Annotated in this window: 15 protein-coding genes; 12 read left to right on the forward strand and 3 right to left on the reverse strand. The window is 71.2% G+C overall.

The window, feature by feature from the left end; genetic code table 11:
* Window positions 1-49: 49 nt before the first annotated feature.
* The 6 genes from sucC (at window position 50) to purH (ending at window position 7,011) form a co-directional block, all read left to right on the forward strand.
* Window positions 50-1,219 carry an ADP-forming succinate--CoA ligase subunit beta gene (gene sucC, locus EV186_RS09100; protein ID WP_133848547.1) on the forward strand — a complete coding sequence of 390 codons (1,170 nt, stop codon included), beginning with the start codon at window positions 50-52 and terminating at the stop codon, window positions 1,217-1,219.
* Window positions 1,220-1,222: 3 nt separating this feature from the next.
* Window positions 1,223-2,113: a succinate--CoA ligase subunit alpha gene (gene sucD, locus EV186_RS09105; RefSeq protein WP_133848548.1), complete on the forward strand. Its 891-nt coding sequence runs from the start codon at window positions 1,223-1,225 to the stop codon at window positions 2,111-2,113.
* Window positions 2,114-2,303: 190 nt separating this feature from the next.
* The gene (locus EV186_RS09110) at window positions 2,304-2,975 is read left to right on the forward strand and encodes a DUF5336 domain-containing protein (RefSeq protein ID WP_133848549.1); all 672 of its coding nucleotides are present in this window, start codon (window positions 2,304-2,306) and stop codon (window positions 2,973-2,975) included.
* A gap of 415 nt (window positions 2,976-3,390) precedes the next feature.
* Window positions 3,391-4,734, forward strand: coding sequence for a cell division protein PerM (locus EV186_RS09115; protein ID WP_133848550.1), 1,344 nt, complete (start codon window positions 3,391-3,393; stop codon window positions 4,732-4,734).
* A 58-nt stretch (window positions 4,735-4,792) separates the two neighbouring features.
* Window positions 4,793-5,434 (forward strand): phosphoribosylglycinamide formyltransferase, encoded by a 642-nt coding sequence (gene purN / locus EV186_RS09120; RefSeq protein ID WP_243753944.1) that lies wholly within the window; start codon window positions 4,793-4,795, stop codon window positions 5,432-5,434.
* On the forward strand, window positions 5,431-7,011 hold the full coding sequence (purH, locus tag EV186_RS09125; RefSeq protein WP_208115505.1) for a bifunctional phosphoribosylaminoimidazolecarboxamide formyltransferase/IMP cyclohydrolase: 1,581 nt from the start codon (window positions 5,431-5,433) through the stop codon (window positions 7,009-7,011). Before purN ends, purH begins: the two co-directional genes overlap by 4 nt.
* Here the strand turns inward: purH and EV186_RS09130 are convergent.
* Window positions 6,944-7,885, reverse strand: a complete 942-nt coding sequence (locus EV186_RS09130; protein ID WP_133848552.1) for a TetR/AcrR family transcriptional regulator C-terminal domain-containing protein — start codon at window positions 7,883-7,885, stop codon at window positions 6,944-6,946. The genes purH and EV186_RS09130 overlap by 68 nt on opposite strands.
* A gap of 146 nt (window positions 7,886-8,031) precedes the next feature.
* Here EV186_RS09130 and EV186_RS09135 point away from each other — a divergent pair, with 146 nt between their 5' ends.
* The gene (locus EV186_RS09135) at window positions 8,032-9,252 is read left to right on the forward strand and encodes an FAD-dependent monooxygenase (protein WP_133848553.1); all 1,221 of its coding nucleotides are present in this window, start codon (window positions 8,032-8,034) and stop codon (window positions 9,250-9,252) included.
* Here the strand turns inward: EV186_RS09135 and EV186_RS09140 are convergent.
* Window positions 9,237-10,010 carry a putative hydro-lyase gene (locus tag EV186_RS09140; RefSeq protein WP_208115506.1) on the reverse strand — a complete coding sequence of 258 codons (774 nt, stop codon included), beginning with the start codon at window positions 10,008-10,010 and terminating at the stop codon, window positions 9,237-9,239. The genes EV186_RS09135 and EV186_RS09140 overlap by 16 nt on opposite strands.
* Window positions 10,011-10,102: 92 nt before the next feature.
* Here EV186_RS09140 and EV186_RS09145 point away from each other — a divergent pair, with 92 nt between their 5' ends.
* The 4 genes from EV186_RS09145 to EV186_RS09155 all read left to right on the forward strand — a co-directional run bounded on the left by EV186_RS09145 (window position 10,103) and on the right by EV186_RS09155 (window position 16,287).
* Window positions 10,103-10,882, forward strand: coding sequence for a hypothetical protein (locus tag EV186_RS09145; RefSeq protein ID WP_208115507.1), 780 nt, complete (start codon window positions 10,103-10,105; stop codon window positions 10,880-10,882).
* A 385-nt stretch (window positions 10,883-11,267) separates the two neighbouring features.
* On the forward strand, window positions 11,268-12,830 hold the full coding sequence (locus EV186_RS09150) for a DNA polymerase Y family protein (RefSeq protein ID WP_133848554.1): 1,563 nt from the start codon (window positions 11,268-11,270) through the stop codon (window positions 12,828-12,830).
* Window positions 12,830-12,955, forward strand: coding sequence for a hypothetical protein (locus tag EV186_RS40445; RefSeq protein WP_279538284.1), 126 nt, complete (start codon window positions 12,830-12,832; stop codon window positions 12,953-12,955). Before EV186_RS09150 ends, EV186_RS40445 begins: the two co-directional genes overlap by 1 nt.
* On the forward strand, window positions 12,955-16,287 hold the full coding sequence (locus tag EV186_RS09155) for an error-prone DNA polymerase (protein WP_133848885.1): 3,333 nt from the start codon (window positions 12,955-12,957) through the stop codon (window positions 16,285-16,287). The genes EV186_RS40445 and EV186_RS09155 overlap by 1 nt, the downstream gene beginning before the upstream one ends.
* On the opposite strand, the gene EV186_RS09160 is transcribed toward EV186_RS09155, so the two are convergent.
* On the reverse strand, window positions 16,217-17,470 hold the full coding sequence (locus EV186_RS09160; protein WP_133848555.1) for a cytochrome P450 family protein: 1,254 nt from the start codon (window positions 17,468-17,470) through the stop codon (window positions 16,217-16,219). The genes EV186_RS09155 and EV186_RS09160 overlap by 71 nt on opposite strands.
* A gap of 43 nt (window positions 17,471-17,513) precedes the next feature.
* On the opposite strand from EV186_RS09160, the gene EV186_RS09165 reads away from it, so the two are divergent.
* Entirely contained in the window at window positions 17,514-18,581 is a 1,068-nt protein-coding gene (locus EV186_RS09165; protein WP_133848556.1) for a TetR family transcriptional regulator, read from the forward strand.
* Window positions 18,582-18,611: the final 30 nt, after the last annotated feature.

Raw genomic sequence — 18,611 nt, forward strand, 5'->3', positions numbered from 1 at the left:
AGGTGACTAGGGTCTTGACAGTCCGACACCGACGTCGCAGGAGACTCTGGTGGACCTGTATGAGTACCAGGCGAAGGAGCTCTTCGCCGCCCACGGAGTGCCGGTGTTGCCGGGCGACGTGGCTGAAACCCCCGACGCGGCTCGCGCCATCGCGGAGCAGCTCGGCACGACCGTGGTCGTCAAGGCCCAGGTGAAGACCGGCGGTCGCGGGAAGGCCGGCGGCGTCAAGCTCGCCGACGACCCCGCCGACGCGCAGGCGAAGGCCGAGGCCATCCTCGGGCTCGACATCAAGGGGCACGTGACCCGCAAGGTCCTGGTGACCCCGGCCTCGGACATCGCCGAGGAGTACTACGTCTCGTTCCTGCTCGACCGCGCCAACCGCACCTTCCTCGCGATGGCGTCGGCCGAGGGTGGCATGGAGATCGAGCAGCTCGCCGTCGAACGCCCCGAGGCGCTGGCGCGGATCCCGGTCGACGCGATCGCCGGGGTGGACGCCGCCAAGGCGCGCGAGATCGTCGAGGCGGGCAAGTTCCCCGCCGAGGTCGCCGACCAGGTGGCCGACGTCCTGGTCAAGCTCTGGGAGACCTTCGTCAGCGAGGACGCCACGCTGGTCGAGGTGAACCCGCTGGTGCGCGACCCGCAGGACAAGATCGTCGCGCTGGACGGCAAGGTCACCCTCGACGAGAACGCGGACTTCCGCCAGGCCGGGCACGCGGCCCTGGTCGACAAGGAGGCCGAGGACCCGCTCGAGGCCAAGGCCAAGGCGAAGGACCTCAACTACGTCAAGCTCGACGGCCAGGTCGGCATCATCGGCAACGGTGCGGGCCTCGTGATGTCCACTTTGGACGTCGTGGCCTACGCGGGCGAGAAGCACTCCGGGGTCAAGCCCGCGAACTTCCTCGACATCGGCGGCGGCGCGTCGGCCGAGGTGATGGCCAACGGCCTGGACATCATCCTGCACGACCCGGACGTGAAGTCGGTCTTCGTCAACGTCTTCGGCGGCATCACCGCGTGCGACGCGGTGGCCACCGGCATCGTGACCGCGCTGGACATGCTGGGTGACGAGGCGACCAAGCCGCTCGTGGTCCGCCTCGACGGCAACAACGTCGAGGAGGGCAGGCGGATCCTCGCCGAGGCCAACCACCCGCTCGTCACCGTGGTGGACACTATGGACAACGCGGCCGACAAGGCCGCCGAGCTCGCTGCTGCGGGGGCGTGACCCATGGCTATCTTCCTCACCGACCAGAGCAAGGTCATCGTCCAGGGGATGACCGGCTCCGAGGGCACCAAGCACACCGCGCGGATGCTGAAGTCCGGCACCAACATCGTCGGCGGCGTGAACCCGCGCAAGGCCGGCCAGAAGGTGGAGATCGAGGGCGTCGCCCTGCCGGTCTTCGCCACCGTCGCCGAGGCGATGGAGGCCACCGGCGCGGACGTGTCGGTGATCTTCGTGCCGCCGCGCTTCGCCAAGGACGCGGTGATCGAGGCGATCGACGCCGAGATCCCGCTGGCCGTCGTGATCACCGAGGGCATCCCGGTGCACGACTCGGCCTACTTCTGGGCGCACGCCGGTGCCAAGGGCGGCAAGACCCGGATCATCGGCCCGAACTGCCCCGGTCTGATCAGCCCCGGCAAGTCCAACGCGGGCATCATCCCGGCCGACATCACCGGCCCCGGCCGGATCGGCCTGGTGTCCAAGTCGGGCACGCTGACCTACCAGATGATGTTCGAACTGCGCGACATCGGTTTCTCCTCGGCCGTCGGCATCGGTGGTGACCCGGTCATCGGCACCACGCACATCGACGCGCTCGAGGCGTTCGAGGCCGACCCGGAGACCGAGCTGATCGTGATGATCGGCGAGATCGGCGGCGACGCCGAGGAGCGGGCCGCGGCCTACATCAAGGAGAACGTGACGAAGCCGGTCGTCGGCTACGTCGCCGGGTTCACCGCGCCCGAGGGCAAGACGATGGGCCACGCGGGCGCGATCGTGTCCGGCTCGGCCGGTACCGCGCAGGCGAAGAAGGAGGCCCTCGAGGCCGCCGGGGTCAAGGTCGGCAAGACGCCGTCGGAGACCGCCGCGCTCGCCCGGCAGCTCATCGAGGCCAAGGGCTGAACCCAACTCGCGCGTTATGCCCACGGTGGGGCCAGATGCTGGTGTAGCGTCCGGCCCCATCATGGTGTCGGTGGGGGTTCGCAGGGAACCGCTCGATCCCGGCGATCGTCCAATTGCCGGATGGGCTAGCGTTCCATCCAGCCGATACTTTTTGTCCTTATCGCGTCGAGTGAGCTGAGGAGAGCACGCGATGACCTTCCCAGGCGGTGCACCGGGCGGATTCCCCGGCCAGCAGCCCCAGCAGGGCCCCGGGTACGGCCCGGCGGCCGGTGGCCCGAAGCTGGCCCTGCCGCAATTCCTCCACCTGGGCACCGCGGGCCTCGGGGTGGTCAACCTCTTCGTGGCCTTCGCCAACCTCGCCGACGCGGGTGGCTCGGATGAAGGTGTTCAGTTCTACGACTTCCAGGTCAACGAGGGCTGGATCCCGATCCTGCTGCTGATCGGTGGTCTGCTGTCGCTGTCGTTCCTGTTGCCCGGTGAGGCGAAGAAGCCGGGCCTGCTCCCGCCGGTGCTCACCCTCGGCGGCATGCTCGGTCTGCTGTTCGGCGTGTTCACCACGTCGAAGGCGTTCGAGATGGGCGCAGGCGGCATCATGGTGATGATCTTCTCGATCATCCAGACGATCGTCGCGGTGGTCGCGTACCTGTTCGACGCGGGCATCGTCAAGGCTCCGGCGCCGAACCCGTACGCGCAGCAGCAGTTCGGTGCCCCGCAGACCGGCCAGTTCGGTGCGCCGCAGGGCCAGTTCGGTCAGCAGCCGCCCCCGCCGCCGGGTCAGCAGACCACGTACGCGCCGCAGCAGGGCCAGTTCGGCCAGCAGCCCCCCGGCACCCCGCCGGGCGGCTTCGGCGGCCAGGGCTGACAGCTCACTTGGGAAGCGGGGGCGGCACTTGCCGCCCCCGCTTCTTTTTGCCCCACAACGTGTGATCCCCGAGCCCGACCCATCTCAGCTTCCCGCGATTCAGCGGACCAATTCCCTTCGGACGCGGATCCCCTTCCCCTCCGACGTGGATCCGCGCGGTGGGGCTCGCGGAATGCATGCGGACTGAATGCCCTTCGCATTCCGAGTTGTCCACAGATTGCCCGCACACCGGTTGACCAGGCCAAATCCCGATAGACTGGTGCAGGGGTCGCCCTCCGGGTTGGGTGGGGGTCTCTTTAGCGCCAGGCGGTTGCGTGACGACAGCGACCGCATTGTCGGGTTTTCGTCACCCGGTCGAGGGGTGTCGGCGGCGCGCCTGACCCGGACGGTTCCGTTCGAATGTCATGGTCGCCGCATGGCGTTGCTGCATCCGGGTGAGCCTGCGCTCGGCCACGAGGCGCACACCGCGCCGCTCGGTCGCGCCCGCGCCCTGCTCACGGCGGCCGTCGTGCCGCTGGTCACGGGCTACGCCGCCATCGCCGCCGTGCTCGCCGCGGTGGTCGCGATGGCCCCGCACAGCCAGTTCGACACGGTCGGTGCGCTGACCGGCGCCGCGCCCGGATGGCTTGCGGCACACCAGGTTCCGCTCGCCATCGGCCACAAAGAACTCGGCGCGCTGCCGCTGCTGCCGACCATCCTGCTGATGCTCCTGGTCGCCCGCACCGCCGCGGCCACCGCCGAGCGCCTCGACGACCACCTGCCGCGCCACGCGGGCAAGCTGATCGCGACCATCGCCGCCGCGCACGCCTTGTTCGGGCTGGTCCTCGCCCTGCTCACCGAGTCGCACCCGATCACCGCCGCCGCGATGCCGGGCATGACGTACCCGGCGCTGCTGTCCGCGATCGCCGCGACGGTCGGCGTCGCGCGCCGTTGCGGGCTCCTCGACGCACTCCGCGACCGCGTCGACGGGCCCGCGATCGCCGGGCTGCGCATGGGATTGCTCGCGATCGCGGCCCTGCTCGCCGCCGGCGCCGTGCTGCTGGTGGTGGCGCTGCTCGGGTCGGTCACCGAGGTCCGCGCGACCTACACGTCGCTCGCGCCGGGGCTCGGGGCGGGCGCGGGCATGCTGTTGCTCTGCGCCGGTTACCTGCCCAACGCGATCGTGGCCGGCACCGCCTTCGTCGCCGGGCCCGGCTTCTCGCTCGGCTCCCACGTCGTCGGCCCGGCGCAGTACACCGTCACCCCGCTGCCTGAGTTCCCGTTGCTCGACGCCATCCCGGACCACTACGCGAGCTGGTGGCCCGCGTTGTGCCTGATCCCGTTGGCCCTCGGCGTGCTGATCGGCTGGCTGCTGCGCGACGTCGACGAGGAGCTGCTCGCCCGGTTGCGAGCGGTCGCGGTCGCCGCGGTCATCGCCGCGCTCGGCTGCGTCCTGTTGTCCGGCATGGCCGGCGGCCGGATCGGCACCGGATCGCTCGACCCGTTCAGCACCCGCGCCCTGCTGTTGTCGGTGAGCGTGCTCGGCTGGATCGCGGTGCCGGGTGGGCTGGTCGCGTGGCTGCGCGGCCCGCGTCCGGAGGCCGTCGATCCGCCCGGCCTGATCCCGTTCGACGACGAGGACAGTGATCTCGCTGACGATCCCGTCGAGGACGTCGACGAGGAACCCGAGCCCGAAGAACCCGACGAGCCGGATGAGCCGGATGACCTGGCCGAAGACGCCGAGCCCGCCGACGAGGAGCCACCGGCCCGAGAGCGGTGATCGACTCGGCACCGTTTACGCTGGCAGCGCCCCGTCCGGTCGCCGCCAGGAGAGCACGCTGAGCCCGTCCGAGTCCGTTCTCGCCCCGGTCGTTCCGGCCAGAGCCGCGAGGGTCGTCGTGCTCGTGTCCGGCTCCGGCACCCTGTTGCAGGCCTTGCTGGACGCGGCGCAGGGCGACTACCCGGCCCGGATCGTCGCCGTCGGCGCCGATCGCGCGGACATCGAAGGTCTCAAACGCGCTGAACGCGCGGGGCTTCCGTCGTTCGTCGTCCGGCTGCGCGACCACGCCGACCGCGCGGCGTGGAACACCGCGCTGGCCGACGCGGTCGCCGCGCACGAACCGGACCTGGTGGTGTCCGCGGGTTTCATGAAGATCCTCGGACCGGCGTTCCTCGACCGGTTCTCCTGGGTGGTCAACACCCATCCCGCGCTGCTGCCCGCCTTCCCCGGCGCGCACGCGGTCGCCGACGCCCTCAACTACGGCGTGCGCGTCACCGGCTCGACCGTGCACCTGGTGGACGGCGGCGTGGACACCGGGCCGATCCTGGCCCAGGAACCGGTCCCGGTTCGGCCGGACGACGACGAAACCGGGCTGCACGAGCGGATCAAGACGGTGGAACGGCGCTTGCTGGTCGACGTGGTCGCCCGGCTCGCAACCAAGGGGTGCACTGTGGACGGACGAAAGGTGAGCATGCCGTGACCGAGATTTCAGCCCGACGCCCGGTGCGCAGGGCGCTGATCGGGGTGTCCGACAAGACCGGCCTGCTCGAACTCGCCACCGGCCTGCACGCGGCAGGCGTGCAGATCGTCTCCACCGGCGGCACCGCGAAGGTGATCGCCGACGCGGGCGTGCCGGTCACGCCGGTCGAAGAGGTCACCGGCTTCCCCGAGTCGCTGGACGGCCGGGTGAAGACGCTGCACCCCCGTGTGCACGCGGGCCTGCTGGCCGACACGCGCAAGCCCGAACACCTCGCACAGCTCGAGCAGCTGGGCATCGAGGCGTTCGACCTGCTCGTGGTGAACCTCTACCCGTTCACCGCGACGGTCGCCTCCGGCGCGGCGCCCGACGAGTGCGTCGAGCAGATCGACATCGGCGGCCCGGCCATGGTGCGTGCCGCCGCGAAGAACCACCCGAGCGTGGCCGTCGTGGTCGACCCCGCCCGCTACGGCGAGGTGCTGGAGGCCGTGCAGGCCGGCGGGTTCACGTTGGCGCAGCGGCAATCCCTTGCCGTGGCGGCGTTCCGGCACACCGCGAGCTACGACATCGCGGTCGCCTCCTACCTCGGCAGCGTGGTCGCGCCCGACGACGAGGGCTCCGGCTTCCCCGGCTGGGTCGGCGCGAGCTGGACCCGTGCGTCGGTGCTGCGCTACGGCGAGAACCCGCACCAGAAGGCCGCGCGCTACGTCAACCAGGACGGCCGCCCGGGCCTGGCCAACGCGACCCAGTTGCACGGCAAGGAGATGTCGTACAACAACTACGTGGACGCCGACGCCGCCTGGCGCGCCGCGCACGACCACGACGCCGCGTGCGTCGCGATCATCAAGCACGCCAACCCGTGCGGCATCGCGATCGACAACACCGGCGCCGAGGACATCGCGCTGGCGCACCGGCGTGCGCACGCCTGTGACCCGCTGAGCGCGTTCGGCGGCGTGATCGCGGCCAACCGCGAGGTCTCCGTGGACATGGCCGAGCAGGTCGCGGACATCTTCACCGAGGTGATCGTCGCGCCGTCCTACGCCGAGGGCGCGCTGGATGTGCTGACCCGCAAGAAGAACATCCGCATCATGACCGCGGTCCCGCCCGTGCGCGGCGGCGCCGAGTTCCGCGCGCTGTCCGGCGGCCTGCTGATGCAGACCGTGGACACCATCGAGGCCGACGGCGACGACCCGGCCAACTGGACGCTCGCGACCGGGCAGCCGGTGGACGAGGCCACCCTCGCGGACCTGCGGTTCGCCTGGCGGGCCTGCCGCGCGGTGAAGTCCAACGCCATTCTGCTGGTGCATGACGGCGCGACCGTCGGCGCGGGCATGGGCCAAGTGAACCGGGTCGACGCGTCCCGGCTCGCGGTGGCGCGGGCCGGTGACCGGGCAAAGGGTTCGGTGGCCGCGTCGGACGCCTTCTTCCCGTTCCCCGACGGGCTCGAGGTGCTGACCGAGGCGGGCGTCGCGGCGATCGTGCAGCCCGGCGGCTCGGTGGGCGACGCCAAGGTCATCGCGGCCGCGGAGGCGGCGGGGATTTCCTTGTACCTGACGGGGACGCGGCACTTCGCACACTGACGGCGATGCCGTCGAGCAGGGCACGCATGCCGAACTCGAACAGCTCGTCGAAGTCCAGCTCGAAGTCGTCCCCGTCGATCAGCGCGGCGAGGACGGGGTAGCGGCCGGTCGTGCGGATCGCCTCGCCGGCGTCGTGCTGCAGCTCCATCCACTCGTCGCCGGTGAGCCCGGTGTCGCGGCGGGCCTCGAGCTCCGACTCGTTGCTCAACGCGGTGGCCCGCACGAAGCTGAACGCGGTGATGTGGGTGTGCAGCATGACGTCGGTCGGCAGGTTGAACGGCGCCAACGCGCGCAACGACCACTCGGCGTGCGTGACGAGGTTCGGCAGGAACTGCGGGCGCGCCATGGAGATCGTCTGCGCGAGCCACGGGTGCCTGCGGTAGACCGCCCACTGCAACCGCATCACCGTCTCCAGCTGGGCTCGCCAGTCACCGCGGGGCCGGGCGGGCAGCGGGTGATCACCGATGACCGTGTCGGCCATCAGCTCGGTCAGCGTCTCGCGGCTGGCGACATGTCGATAAAGCGACATGGTGGCAACGCCGAGCTCGGTGGCCACCCGCCGCATCGACACCGCGCCCAGACCCTCGAGGTCGGCGATGAGGATCGCCGTCCGCACGATGCGCTCGGCCGTCAGGTCGGCGGGACCGCCTTGGGCTGATGCCCGCTGGTGGCCGGCCACGACCGTGCCGACGCCCGGCCGCGCTTCCACCAAGCCTTCCTGGCGCAGGATCGCGAGCGCCTTGGACGCCGTCGCCATCGCCACACCCCAGTCGGCGACGATCTGCCGCGTCGAGGGCACTCGGTCGCCGGGGCTCAGCTCGCCGGCGCTGATCCGGCGACGGAGCTCGGTGGCGATCTTGACCGAAGCCTGCATACACCCTCCGCCGCACTAGTGCACTGAGTCACCACGTGAGCGTGTGACCGCCGCAGTGTACTAGTGCTCTCTTGGTTTGTTGCCAGCGCTTTCTCGCAGTTCCTAGGGTGCGCCTATACAACGTACAGACTGTTCGAGGGGGCCTCATGAAGGTATTGATCTCCGGCGCCAGCGTCGCCGGACCCGCGCTGGCCTACTGGTTGCACCGGCACGGCTTCGAGCCGACGCTCGTCGAGCGCGCGCCCGCGCCGCGGCCCGGCGGGCAGGGCATCGACCTGCGCGGCACCGCGCGCACCGTGGTCGAACGGATGGGCTTGATGGACCAGATCCGGGCGCGGCACACCGGCGTGCACGGGATGGTGCAGGTCGACGCGTCCGGCAGGCGCCTGTTCGACTTCGGCGGCGACGTGCTCGGCGACTCCGGCGGGATCATCGCGGAGCTCGAGATCCTGCGGGGCGACCTCGTCGACATCTTCCACCGGGCCACCCGCGACGACGTCGAGTACCTCTTCGACGACTCGATCACGTCGCTTTCCCAAGGCGCAGAAGGGGTTTCGGTCACCTTCGCCCACAGCGCGCCACGGAAGTTCGACCTGGTGATCGGCGCGGACGGCGTGTGGTCGGCCGTGCGGCGCCTCGCGTTCGGCCCGCACGAGGAGTTCCTGACCGACGGCGGCTACCACTTGTCGGTGTTCGCCACGCCCACGCTGACCGATCTCCAGGGCCAGGAACTGATGTACAACATGCCCGCGGGCAGCGGCGTCGGCGGGCGGATGGCCGGGCTCTACCCGACCGCCGACCCGGACGTGGCGCGCGGCATGTTGTTCTTCGCGACCGACCCGCTGCCCTACGACCGGCGCGACATCGCCGCCCAGAAACGCTTGGTGGCGGGCGCTTTCACCGATGCGGACTGGCTGGTGCCGCGGATGGTCGAGTCGATGCTCGCGGCCGACGACTTCTACTTCGCGCGGGCCACCCGGGTGCACGTCGACGAGTGGTCGCGCGGGCGGGTGGCCCTGCTCGGCGATTCCGTCTTCGGCGGCTCGGTCGGCATGGGCACGAGCATGGCGATCGTCGGCGCCTACGTCCTGGCGGGCGAACTGGCGGCGGCGCGGGGCGATCACTCGGTGGCGTTCGCCGCGTACCAGGAACGGCTGGCCGACTACGTGTGCCAGTGCGGCAGGCCGATGCCGGGTGGCACGAAGGGCATGCTCCCGGCGACGCGGCTGGGCATCCGCGTGCGCAATGCGGGCACCCGGCTGATGCTGGCCGGCCCGTGGCGCGGTGCGATCACTGGTGGTCTGCAGAAGGTCGCCAACATGATCACGTTGCCGGACTACGGGCTCGCCGTTCAGCCCACCCGGTAGTCGGCGTCCGGCACGTCGGTGATCAGCATGTGGCCGGGCGCGTGGGTGATCGCGAAGGGCGGCCGGGACGCCATCAGCGCGGCCTGCGGCGTCACCCCGCACGCCCAGAACACCGGCACGTCACCGGGTTCGGCCCGCACCGGGTCGCCGAAGTCCGGCCGGTCGAGGTCGTCGATGCCCAGCGCTTCGGGGTCGCCGGTGTGCACGGGTGCGCCGTGCACACCGGGCATCCGAGCGGAGAGCGCCGTCGCTTCGGCCACCCGGTCGGCCGGGATCGGGCGCATCGAGACCACGAGCGGGCCGTGCAACCGACCGGCCGGGCGGCATTGCCGCGTGGTGACGTACATCGGCACGTTGCGGCCCTGTTCGTTGTGGCGCAAGGGAATCCCGGCGGCGGCGAGGTCGGCCTCGAAGGTGAAGCTGCAGCCGACGAGGAACGCGACCAGGTCGTCGCCCCAGAGGTCGACCACGTCGGTGCGCTCCTCGGCGAGTTCCCCGTCGCGCCAGACCCGGTATGCCGGGAAGTCGGTGCGGAGGTCGGTGTCGTGCGCCAGGATGGTGCCGGTGCCGCCCGGGTCGGTCACGTCCAGGACGGGGCAGGGCTTGGGGTTGCGCTGGGCGTAGAGGAGCATGTCGTAGGCCCAGTCGGCGGGCACCGCGATGAGGTTGACCTGGGTTCGACCGGGTACCCAGCCGCTTGTCGCGGCGACGGTCCCGGCCCGGAAAAGGGCCCTGGCTTCGGCCGCGGTGGCGATCACCGGTTCAGCTTGACACACCTACTGTTCGAACGTATGTTCGACCACGACAAGGGAGACCTTGTCGCCGCCGACTTCCCACGGCGGTCCGTGCCTTGGAAACGCACGTGCTGTCGTGGAGGTGTCGTCGGTTGTCTGTGGTGCTGGCTGTTCCGTCGCTCTCGCCCGCTTCGGCGGGTTTGCTCGACGGTACGGCTCTTGTACAGGCCGACCAGGAAAGAGTGCTGCCAGTCGGGGACGGGCTGACAGCACTCTTTCCCCATGGCGGTCTGCGGCGCGGCAGCACGGTGGTGGTGCGCGGGTCCATCACCGTGCTGCTTGCGTTGCTGGCCGAAGCGACGACGCAGGGGTCGTGGGCGGCGGTGGTCGGCATGCCCGAGCTGGGGATGCTGGCGGCGGCGGAGCTCGGGGTCGTCGTCGAGCGGGTGGCCGTGGTGCCCAGACCAGGCGCCGAGTTCGGCGCGGTGGTGGCCGCCTTGCTGGACGGCATGGACATCGTGGCCGTCGAGCCGGGTGCAGGTCTCGCGCCGCAGTTGGCTCGCAGACTGTCCGCACGAGCTCGAAACCGTGGCTCGGTGCTGCTGTCGTGTTCCTCCTGGCCCGCCGCCGACCTGGAACTGACCTGCGGCGCGGCGACCTGGTCCGGTTTGGGTCTCGGGCACGGCCACCTGACCAGCCGGTCGCTGCCGGTGCAAGCCAAGGGCCGGGGCGCCGCGGCCCGCCCGATTCGCCGGGACCTGACCATCGCCGACGGCACGATCGGCGAGCAGGCCCCGCCTCAACCAACCTTCATCGGCACGCCTTTCGCTGATCTCGTCGAGTCCGTCGGTCCCGTCGATCCCGCCGCGCCGGCTCCCGTCGAGGTGGCGGGATGATCCCCACTCGCGCCGCGAACCGCGGCCGCAAGAAGTCCTGCCAGGGGGTACGCCCCCCGGCCTCCTGGCAGGGCGCAACCTTGGTCGTCACCTCGCGCTGGCTGCCCGCGCTGCTCTGTCACAGCAGACGGGCGACACGCCGAAATCCGGGCAGGATCCCAGGCGTGTCCACCCGATCAGGGGACAGATTTCCCGCGGCGCCACCCCATCCCGGCCGCGACGAGCGCACCTCCCACCTGAGCGCCGTCGTGGTCTTGCGGCGCCCCTGCCAGGAGACCCAGCTCCCGGCCTCCTGGCAGGGCGCACCTTCTTCACCCGCCGGTGCGGCCGCCTCGGTTCCGGCCGCACCGGCGCCTGTCGTTGCCCTTCCCGGCGGGCGGGCGTCGTGAGCACGCGCACGCTTGCCGTCTGGTGCCCGGACTGGCCGGTCGTCGCGGCCAGCGCGGGGGCCGGGCTCGCCATCGGGTTGCCGGTCGGGGTGCTTGCCGGCGGGCACGTGTCGGCGTGTTCCGCACAGGCCCGGGCCGAAGGCGTTCGCAAGGGCATGCGGCGCCGGGACGCGCAGGGCCGTTGTCCGGAGCTGATCGTCTTCCCCGACGACCCGGCCCGGGATGCGCGGCTGTTCGAGGTGGTCGCGTCCGCGGTCGAGGAGCTCGCGGTCGGCGTCGAGGTGGTGCGACCCGGCCTCGTCGCGGTGCCGGCCAAGGGACCGGCGGGCTATCTCGGCAGCGAGGAGGCGGCCGCGGAGCGCCTCGTCGACCACGTGGCCGCACGGGCCGGCGTCGAATGCCAGGTCGGCATCGCCGACGGGCTCTTCGCCGCCACGCTCGCCGCACACCGTGGCCTGCTCGTCGAGCCCGGCGCCAGCCCGGACTTCCTTGCGCCCCTTGGCATCTGGGAGCTCACCCGGCTGCAGGACACCGAGGAGCGCAACGAGCTCGTCGACCTGCTCCGCCGCCTCGGGCTCGGCACGCTCGGCGCGTTCGCCGCCGTGCCCGAGCGCGACGTCGCCACCCGGTTCGGCGCCGACGCGGTGCTCGCCCACCGGCTCGCTCGTGGCGCGGAGAAGCGCCCGCCGTCACGGCGCACCCCACCGCCCGACCTGGTGGTCGTCGAGCGGTTCGACCCACCGGTGGACCGGGTCGACGCGGTCGCGTTCGCCGCTCGTGGCCTCGCCGCCACGCTGCACGGCCGGCTCGCCGCTCATGGCATGGCATGCACCCGCCTTTCCATCACCGCCACCAGCGAGGGTGGCGAAGAACGTTCTCGTGTCTGGCGCAGCGCCGATCCGCTCACCCCGGCGGGCATCGCCGACCGGGTGCGCTGGCAGCTCGACGGCTGGCTGCGTGGCGGTCCCGGCGTGCGCCCGAGCGGCGGCATTGACACCTTGCGCATCGAGCCCGAGGAGATCGTCGACGGCCAGGTGTTGCAACTGCACCTGTGGCAGGCGGGCAACGACGACAACAGCGAACGCGCCGCCCGCGCCATGGTGCGCGTGCAGAGCCTGCTCGGCCCGGAGGCCGTCGCCACCGCGGTCATCGAGGGCGGCCGTGGCCCGGGCGACCAGGTGCGGCTGGTGCCGTGGGGCGATGAGCGCGAGCCGCGCACCGATCCGGAGCGACCGTGGCCGGCCAAGCTGCCCGCGCCGTCACCGAGCATCGTGCCCGCCACTCCCATTCCCGTCGAAGTCTTCGACAGCAAGGGAAAGCCGGTGCGCGTCACCGACACCCACGGCTTCACCGGCGAACCGACGGCGATCACCGTGCTGGGCGAGCCGAAGGCAGTGCTCGGCTGGGCGGGGCCGTGGCCGGTGGACGAGCACTGGTGGGTGCAGCCGGCCAACAGGCGCTCGCGCATGCAAGTGGTAATCGACGACGAGGAGCAGCAGCGAGCGCTGTTGCTGGTCGCAAGGGCCGGAACCTGGACCGTGGAAGGGATCTACGACTGATGAACGACACCCCCGATGACGCGACGATCCGCGTCGACATCGACCTCGACGACCTGATCCCGCGGCCGCGACGGTCCCCTGAGGACGCTTGGCCCGGCGCCGGATCGGCCTCGACCCCCAGCTGATGGGCTGGAACAACCCGCCGGTGCGCTGGGGTGCCCTGGAACGGGCACTTTCCGGCAAACCGGCGCTGCCCGGCGACGGCGGGGACAGCCCGGCGTGGACGAAGCGTCGCGAGCGGTACCAAGCGCCGCTGGGATTCCGCCCGCCCGGGGTGACCGACCAGCCTGACGGCGACTCCCGGGTGCCCTACGCTGAGCTGCACTGCCACTCCAACTTCAGCTTCCTCGACGGCGCCAACCACCCCGAGGAGCTGATCGAGACGGCCGCGCGGCTCGAACTCGACGCCATCGCGCTCACCGACCACGACGGCATGTACGGGGTCGTTCGGTTCGCCGAGGCCGCGAAGGAACTCGGCGTGCGCACCGTGTTCGGCACCGAACTCTCCCTCGGCTTGCCCGCGCCGCAGAACGGCGAGCCGGACCCGGTCGGCGAGCACTTGCTGCTGCTTGCTCGTGGCCCCGAGGGTTATCGGGACCTGTGCCGGGTGCTCACCGAGGCCCACCTCGACCCCGATGCCGAGAAGGGCCACCCCATCTACCACCTGGACGAGGTGATCGACGGGACCAAGGAGAACTGCGTGGTGCTGACCGGCTGCCGCAAGGGCCCGGTGCGCACCGCGTTGCGCGAGCACGGCCCGGCCGCCGCGTTCGAGCGGTTGCAGTTGCTGGTGGACCAGTTCGGCAAGGAGAGCGTCTACGTCGAGCTGACCGATCACGGCTACCCCGAGGACAGCGCCCGCAACGACCTGCTCGCCGAGATGGCCGCGGCGCTGCACCTGCCGACCGTCGCCACGAACGCCGTGCACTACGCGATTCCCGAGCAGGCGCGGGTCGCCGAGGCGATGGCCGCGATCCGGGCCCGTCGTGGCGTCGAGGAACTGGACGGGTGGCTGCCCGCCGCGGGAACCGCCTACCTGCGCACCGGCCGGGACATGGCCTACCGGTTCCGCCGCTACCCGGGCGCCGTGCAGCGCGCGGCGTTGCTGGGCATGCAGTGCCAGTTCGACCTGACCCTGGTCGCGCCCCGGCTGCCCCCGTTCAAGCTCGTGCAGGACGGGGTGGTCGACCCGCGGGACGAGAACACCTTGCTGCGGGACCTCACGATGGCCGGCGCCCAGGAGCGCTACGGGTCCAAGACGAAGAACCCCAGGGCTTACGAGGTGATCGAGCACGAGCTGGACGTGATCAAACAGCTCGGCTTCCCGGGCTACTTCCTGATCGTGTGGGACATCGCGAAGTTCTGCCGGGACCACGGGATCTACTGCCAGGGCCGGGGTTCGGCGGCGAACTCCGCGGTCTGCTACGCGTTGGGCATCACCAACGTGGACGCGGTGACCCACGAGCTGCTGTTCGAGCGGTTCCTCGCCCCCGCGCGCGACGGCCCGCCCGACATCGACCTGGACATCGAGTCCGACCAGCGCGAGAAGGCCATCCAGTACGTCTACGCCAAGTACGACCGCAAGCACGCCGCGCAGGTCGCGAACGTGATCAGCTACCGCGCCCGGTTCGCGATCCGCGATGCCGCGCGGGCGCTGGGGTATTCCCCCGGTCAGCAGGACGCGTGGAGCAAGCAGGTCGACCGCTGGGGCCCGATGAAGTCCACTTTGGACGACGCGGACGAGGTGCCGTCCGCGGTGATCGGGCTGGCCAAGCGGCTGGAGCAGTTCCCGCGCCACCTCGGCATCCACTCCGGCGGCATGGTGATCTGCGACCGGCCGGTCAGCGAGGTGTGCCCGGTGGAGAAGGCACGCATGCCCGACCGCACGGTGCTGCAGTGGGACAAGGACGACTGCGCCGCGATCGGCCTGGTCAAGTTCGACCTGCTCGGCCTCGGCATGCTCTCCGCCATCCGCTACATGGTCGAGATGGTCCAGGAGCACGAGGGCGAGAAGGTCGACATCGCCCAGCTCGAAATGAAGGAAAAGGCCGTCTACGACATGTTGTGCAAGGCCGATTCCGTGGGCGTGTTCCAAGTGGAGTCCCGTGCCCAGATGGCGACCCTGCCCAGGCTCAAGCCGCAGGTGTTCTACGACCTGGTCGTCGAGGTCGCGCTGATCCGGCCCGGCCCGATCCAGGGCGGCTCCGTGCACCCTTACATCCGCCGCTACAACAAGCAGGAGGAGTGGGACTACGAGCACCCGCTGCTCAAGCACGCGCTGGAACGAACGCTGGGCGTGCCGCTGTTCCAGGAGCAGATGATGCAGGTCGCCATTGACGTCGCCGGGTTCAGCGCGGCCGAGGCGGACGAGCTGCGCCGGGCCATGGGCGCGAAACGCTCGACGTACCGGATGGAACGGCTGCGGGAGCGGTTCTACCAAGGCGCCGCACGCAACGGCATCACCGGGGAGCTGGCCGACCAGATCTTCGCCAAGATGCTGGCGTTCGCCAACTTCGGCTTCCCGGAAAGCCACGCCTACAGCTTCGCGCACCTGGTGTACGTCAGCGCCCACTTCAAGCTGCACCACCCGGCCGCGTTCTGCGCCGGCCTGCTCAAGGCGCAGCCGATGGGGTTCTACTCGCCGCAGTCGCTGGTCGCCGACGCCCGGCGGCACGGCGTGCAGGTGCGCGGACCGGACGTGAACGCGTCCAGGACGCTCGCCGACCTGGAACCGGTCGAGCCCGGCGAGCGGGAACTCGCCGTGCGGATCGGGCTCGCGTCCGTGCGCACGATCGGCAAGGAGCTGGCCGAGCAGATCTACGAGGAACGCAAGGCGGGTGGCCAGTTCCGTGACCTCACCGACCTCGCCCGGCGCGTCCAGCTGACGAGGGCACAGCTGGAAGCGCTGGCCACGGCCGGTGCGCTCGGCTGCTTCGGGTTGCGGCGCAGGGAAGCGCTGTGGGCCGCGGGTTCGGCGGCAGGCGAGCGGGCCGACCGGTTGCCGGGCACCGCCGTCGTCGCGCCCCCACCCGCGCTGCCCGGCATGGACGAGGTCGCGGTGGCGGTCGCCGACGTGTGGGCGACCGGGCTCTCCCCGGACAGCTTCCCGACGCAGTTCATCCGCGGCCGGCTGGATGCCCTCGGCGCGAAACCGGCGGCGGAGCTGTCGACGGTGAAGTCCGGCACCCGGGTGCTGATCGGTGGCGCGGTGACGCACCGCCAGCGCCCAGCGACCGCGGGCGGGGTCACGTTCCTCAACATCGAGGACGAGACGGGCATGGTGAACGTGGTGTGCACGCAAGGCCTGTGGGACCGCTACCGCAAGGTCGCGCGCTCCAGCTCCGCCATGCTGGTGCGTGGGGTGGTGGAGAGCGTGGACGGCGTGGTCAGCCTGCTGGCAGACCGGCTGCAACACCTGGACCTCCGGATTCCGTCGCGCTCCCGCGACTTCCGTTGAGCGACAAGGGAAGGGACATGAGCCGCCACGTCCCCGGATCGGGTGCCCGCTGCGCCTCGCCGGCCCGCGTGAGCTCCGGGAACCGGCGCAGCAACGCCTCGATCGCCACCTCGGCCTCGACCCGGGCCAGCGACGCGCCGAGGCAGTAGTGCGGGCCGTGGCCGAACCCGAGGTGGCCGGGCTGGCGCAGCGCGCGCAGGTTCAGCGTCTCGGGGTCGGCGAACACCCGGGGGTCCCGGTTGACCGACGCGACCACCGCGGACACCGCCTCGCCCTTCCCGATCACCGCGCCGCACAGCTCGACCTCCTCGCTGGCGTAGCGGGGAATGGACAGCAGGGCCGGACCGCACCAGCGGATCAGCTCGTCGACCGCGACCGGCAGCAACGCCGGGTCGTCACGGAGCACAGCCAGCTGGTCGGGGTGGGCCAGCAGCGCGTCGACCGCGTTGGCGATGAAGTTCGTCGGTGTCTGGCCGGCGAGCACGAGGTGCCAGACGAGGGTGATCATCTCGGTGTCGTCGAGGCGATCGCCTTCGTGTGCGCGCAGCAGCTCGGATAACACGTCGTCACCCGGCGCGGTCTTGCGTCGGGCCAACGCCTCCGTGGCGCCTTCGACGACGCGGGGCACGGCTTCGGCGAACCCGGCGGGCGATCCGGACGCCACCGCGGCGCCCGCGGCGCGCCACAGTGGACGGTCCGCCGCCGGGATGCCCACGAGTTCGCAGATGACCTCCATGGGCAGTGGCTTGGCGAAGCTGTCGAGCAAGTCGGTCCGGTCGGGCAGGTCGTCGAGCAGCCGGTCGACGATCGCGGCGATGCGCGGCCGCATGGCGGCTGCCTTGCGCGCGGTGAACGCGGGTGTGGCGAGCCTGCGCAGCCGGGCGTGCTCGGCGCCGTCGCGTTCGGACATCGTGCGCAGGTAGGGAACGCAGTGCTCGGGGATGCCCGGCGGACGCATGAAGCTGCCGCCGGTGATCGCGAACCGCGGGTCGCTGAGCATCGTGCGGGCGTCCTGGTGGCGCAGCACGGCCCAGACCGACCCGATGCCCGGCATCGGGATGCGGCCGATCGGCGCCTGCTCGCGCAGCTTCCCGTAACCCGCGAACGGATCTTTCAGCAGGTCGGGGTCGGTCAGGTCGATCTCGGGGACGCTCACTGATGCTCCTTCGGATGTTGTCGTCATTCGGATGGTACCATCATCGGCATGGCGACGATATCTTTCGAGCATGGCCCGGCTGACCAGGGTGGAGACCCAGGAACTCACCCGCCACACCGTGTTGGATGCCGCGTACCGGGAGTTCACCGAACGCGGCTTCCGCGATGCGAAGATCGATTCCATCGCCGAGCGCGCGGACCTGACGCGTGGTGCGGTCTACTCGAACTTCCCCGGCAAGCGCGCCTTGTACCTGGAGGTGCTGGCCGGACAAGTCGAGCTGGGCCCACCGCAGGAGCGCGGGCCGGTCGGCGACACCCCGCGATCGGCGATCGCCGCGCTGGCCCGCGCCTGGCTCGCCCGCCTGCCGATGGCCGACGGGCTCGACGAGCCGCATGGCGCGGCCCGCCTGGGCCTGTGGCTCGAGTCCGAGGTCCTCGCCGATGAGCAGCTGCGGCGGCACTACGCGCAGCTGATGAAGCTCGACGGTCTGCTGCTGGGGCTCGCGTTGGAGCGCCTGGAGTCGGCCGGCCGGCGGGTGCGGGCGGCCGAGGCGGTGCTGACCACGTTGCACGGTGCCCGGGGCATGGCGGCCGCGGCGCCGGGCTACCTGGAACCGTTCGACGTGATCAAGGCCTGTGAGCGGCTGGTGGAGCTCGACGTCGACGACACGTGGCCGACGCCGCCGATCGTCGCGGACGCGGACCTGGTCGACGAGCCGTGGGCGCCCACGTTCGCGTTGTCGGACATCGTCTCCGGTCGCAAGGTCGGGATCGACCACGACGGGGTGCACGTGGTGCTGGGGCCGGAGCGGCTGGCGGCCGCCGAGGACGCGGTGCGTGCCGCGCCGCCCGGCGTACCGGTCACGATCGTCATGGTGGCGCCGGAGGTGTCGGAGGCCGGGCCGCTGGCGCGATATGTGGTCGGCGACCTGTGTGCGTGCATCCGGCAGGCGTTCCCGCGCATGGCGTGGCCGCGGGTGACGGTGGCGTGGGGCTTCGAAGACATGGCGGAGGCCGTCAGGGTGGAGGTCGGTCCGCGGACCGAGGTGGCGGTGCGGGTGATCGGTGACCGGGTGGTGGCCCGGGCATCGGGTATCGGCGCCGGGCACGCGGTCGCGGGGGTCCGCGATCGTCGGTGACGGCGGTCGTCGGTGACCAGTGGTTTCCGG

The sequence above is a fragment of the Labedaea rhizosphaerae genome, assembly GCF_004362825.1.
GTDB lineage: Bacteria > Actinomycetota > Actinomycetes > Mycobacteriales > Pseudonocardiaceae > Labedaea > Labedaea rhizosphaerae.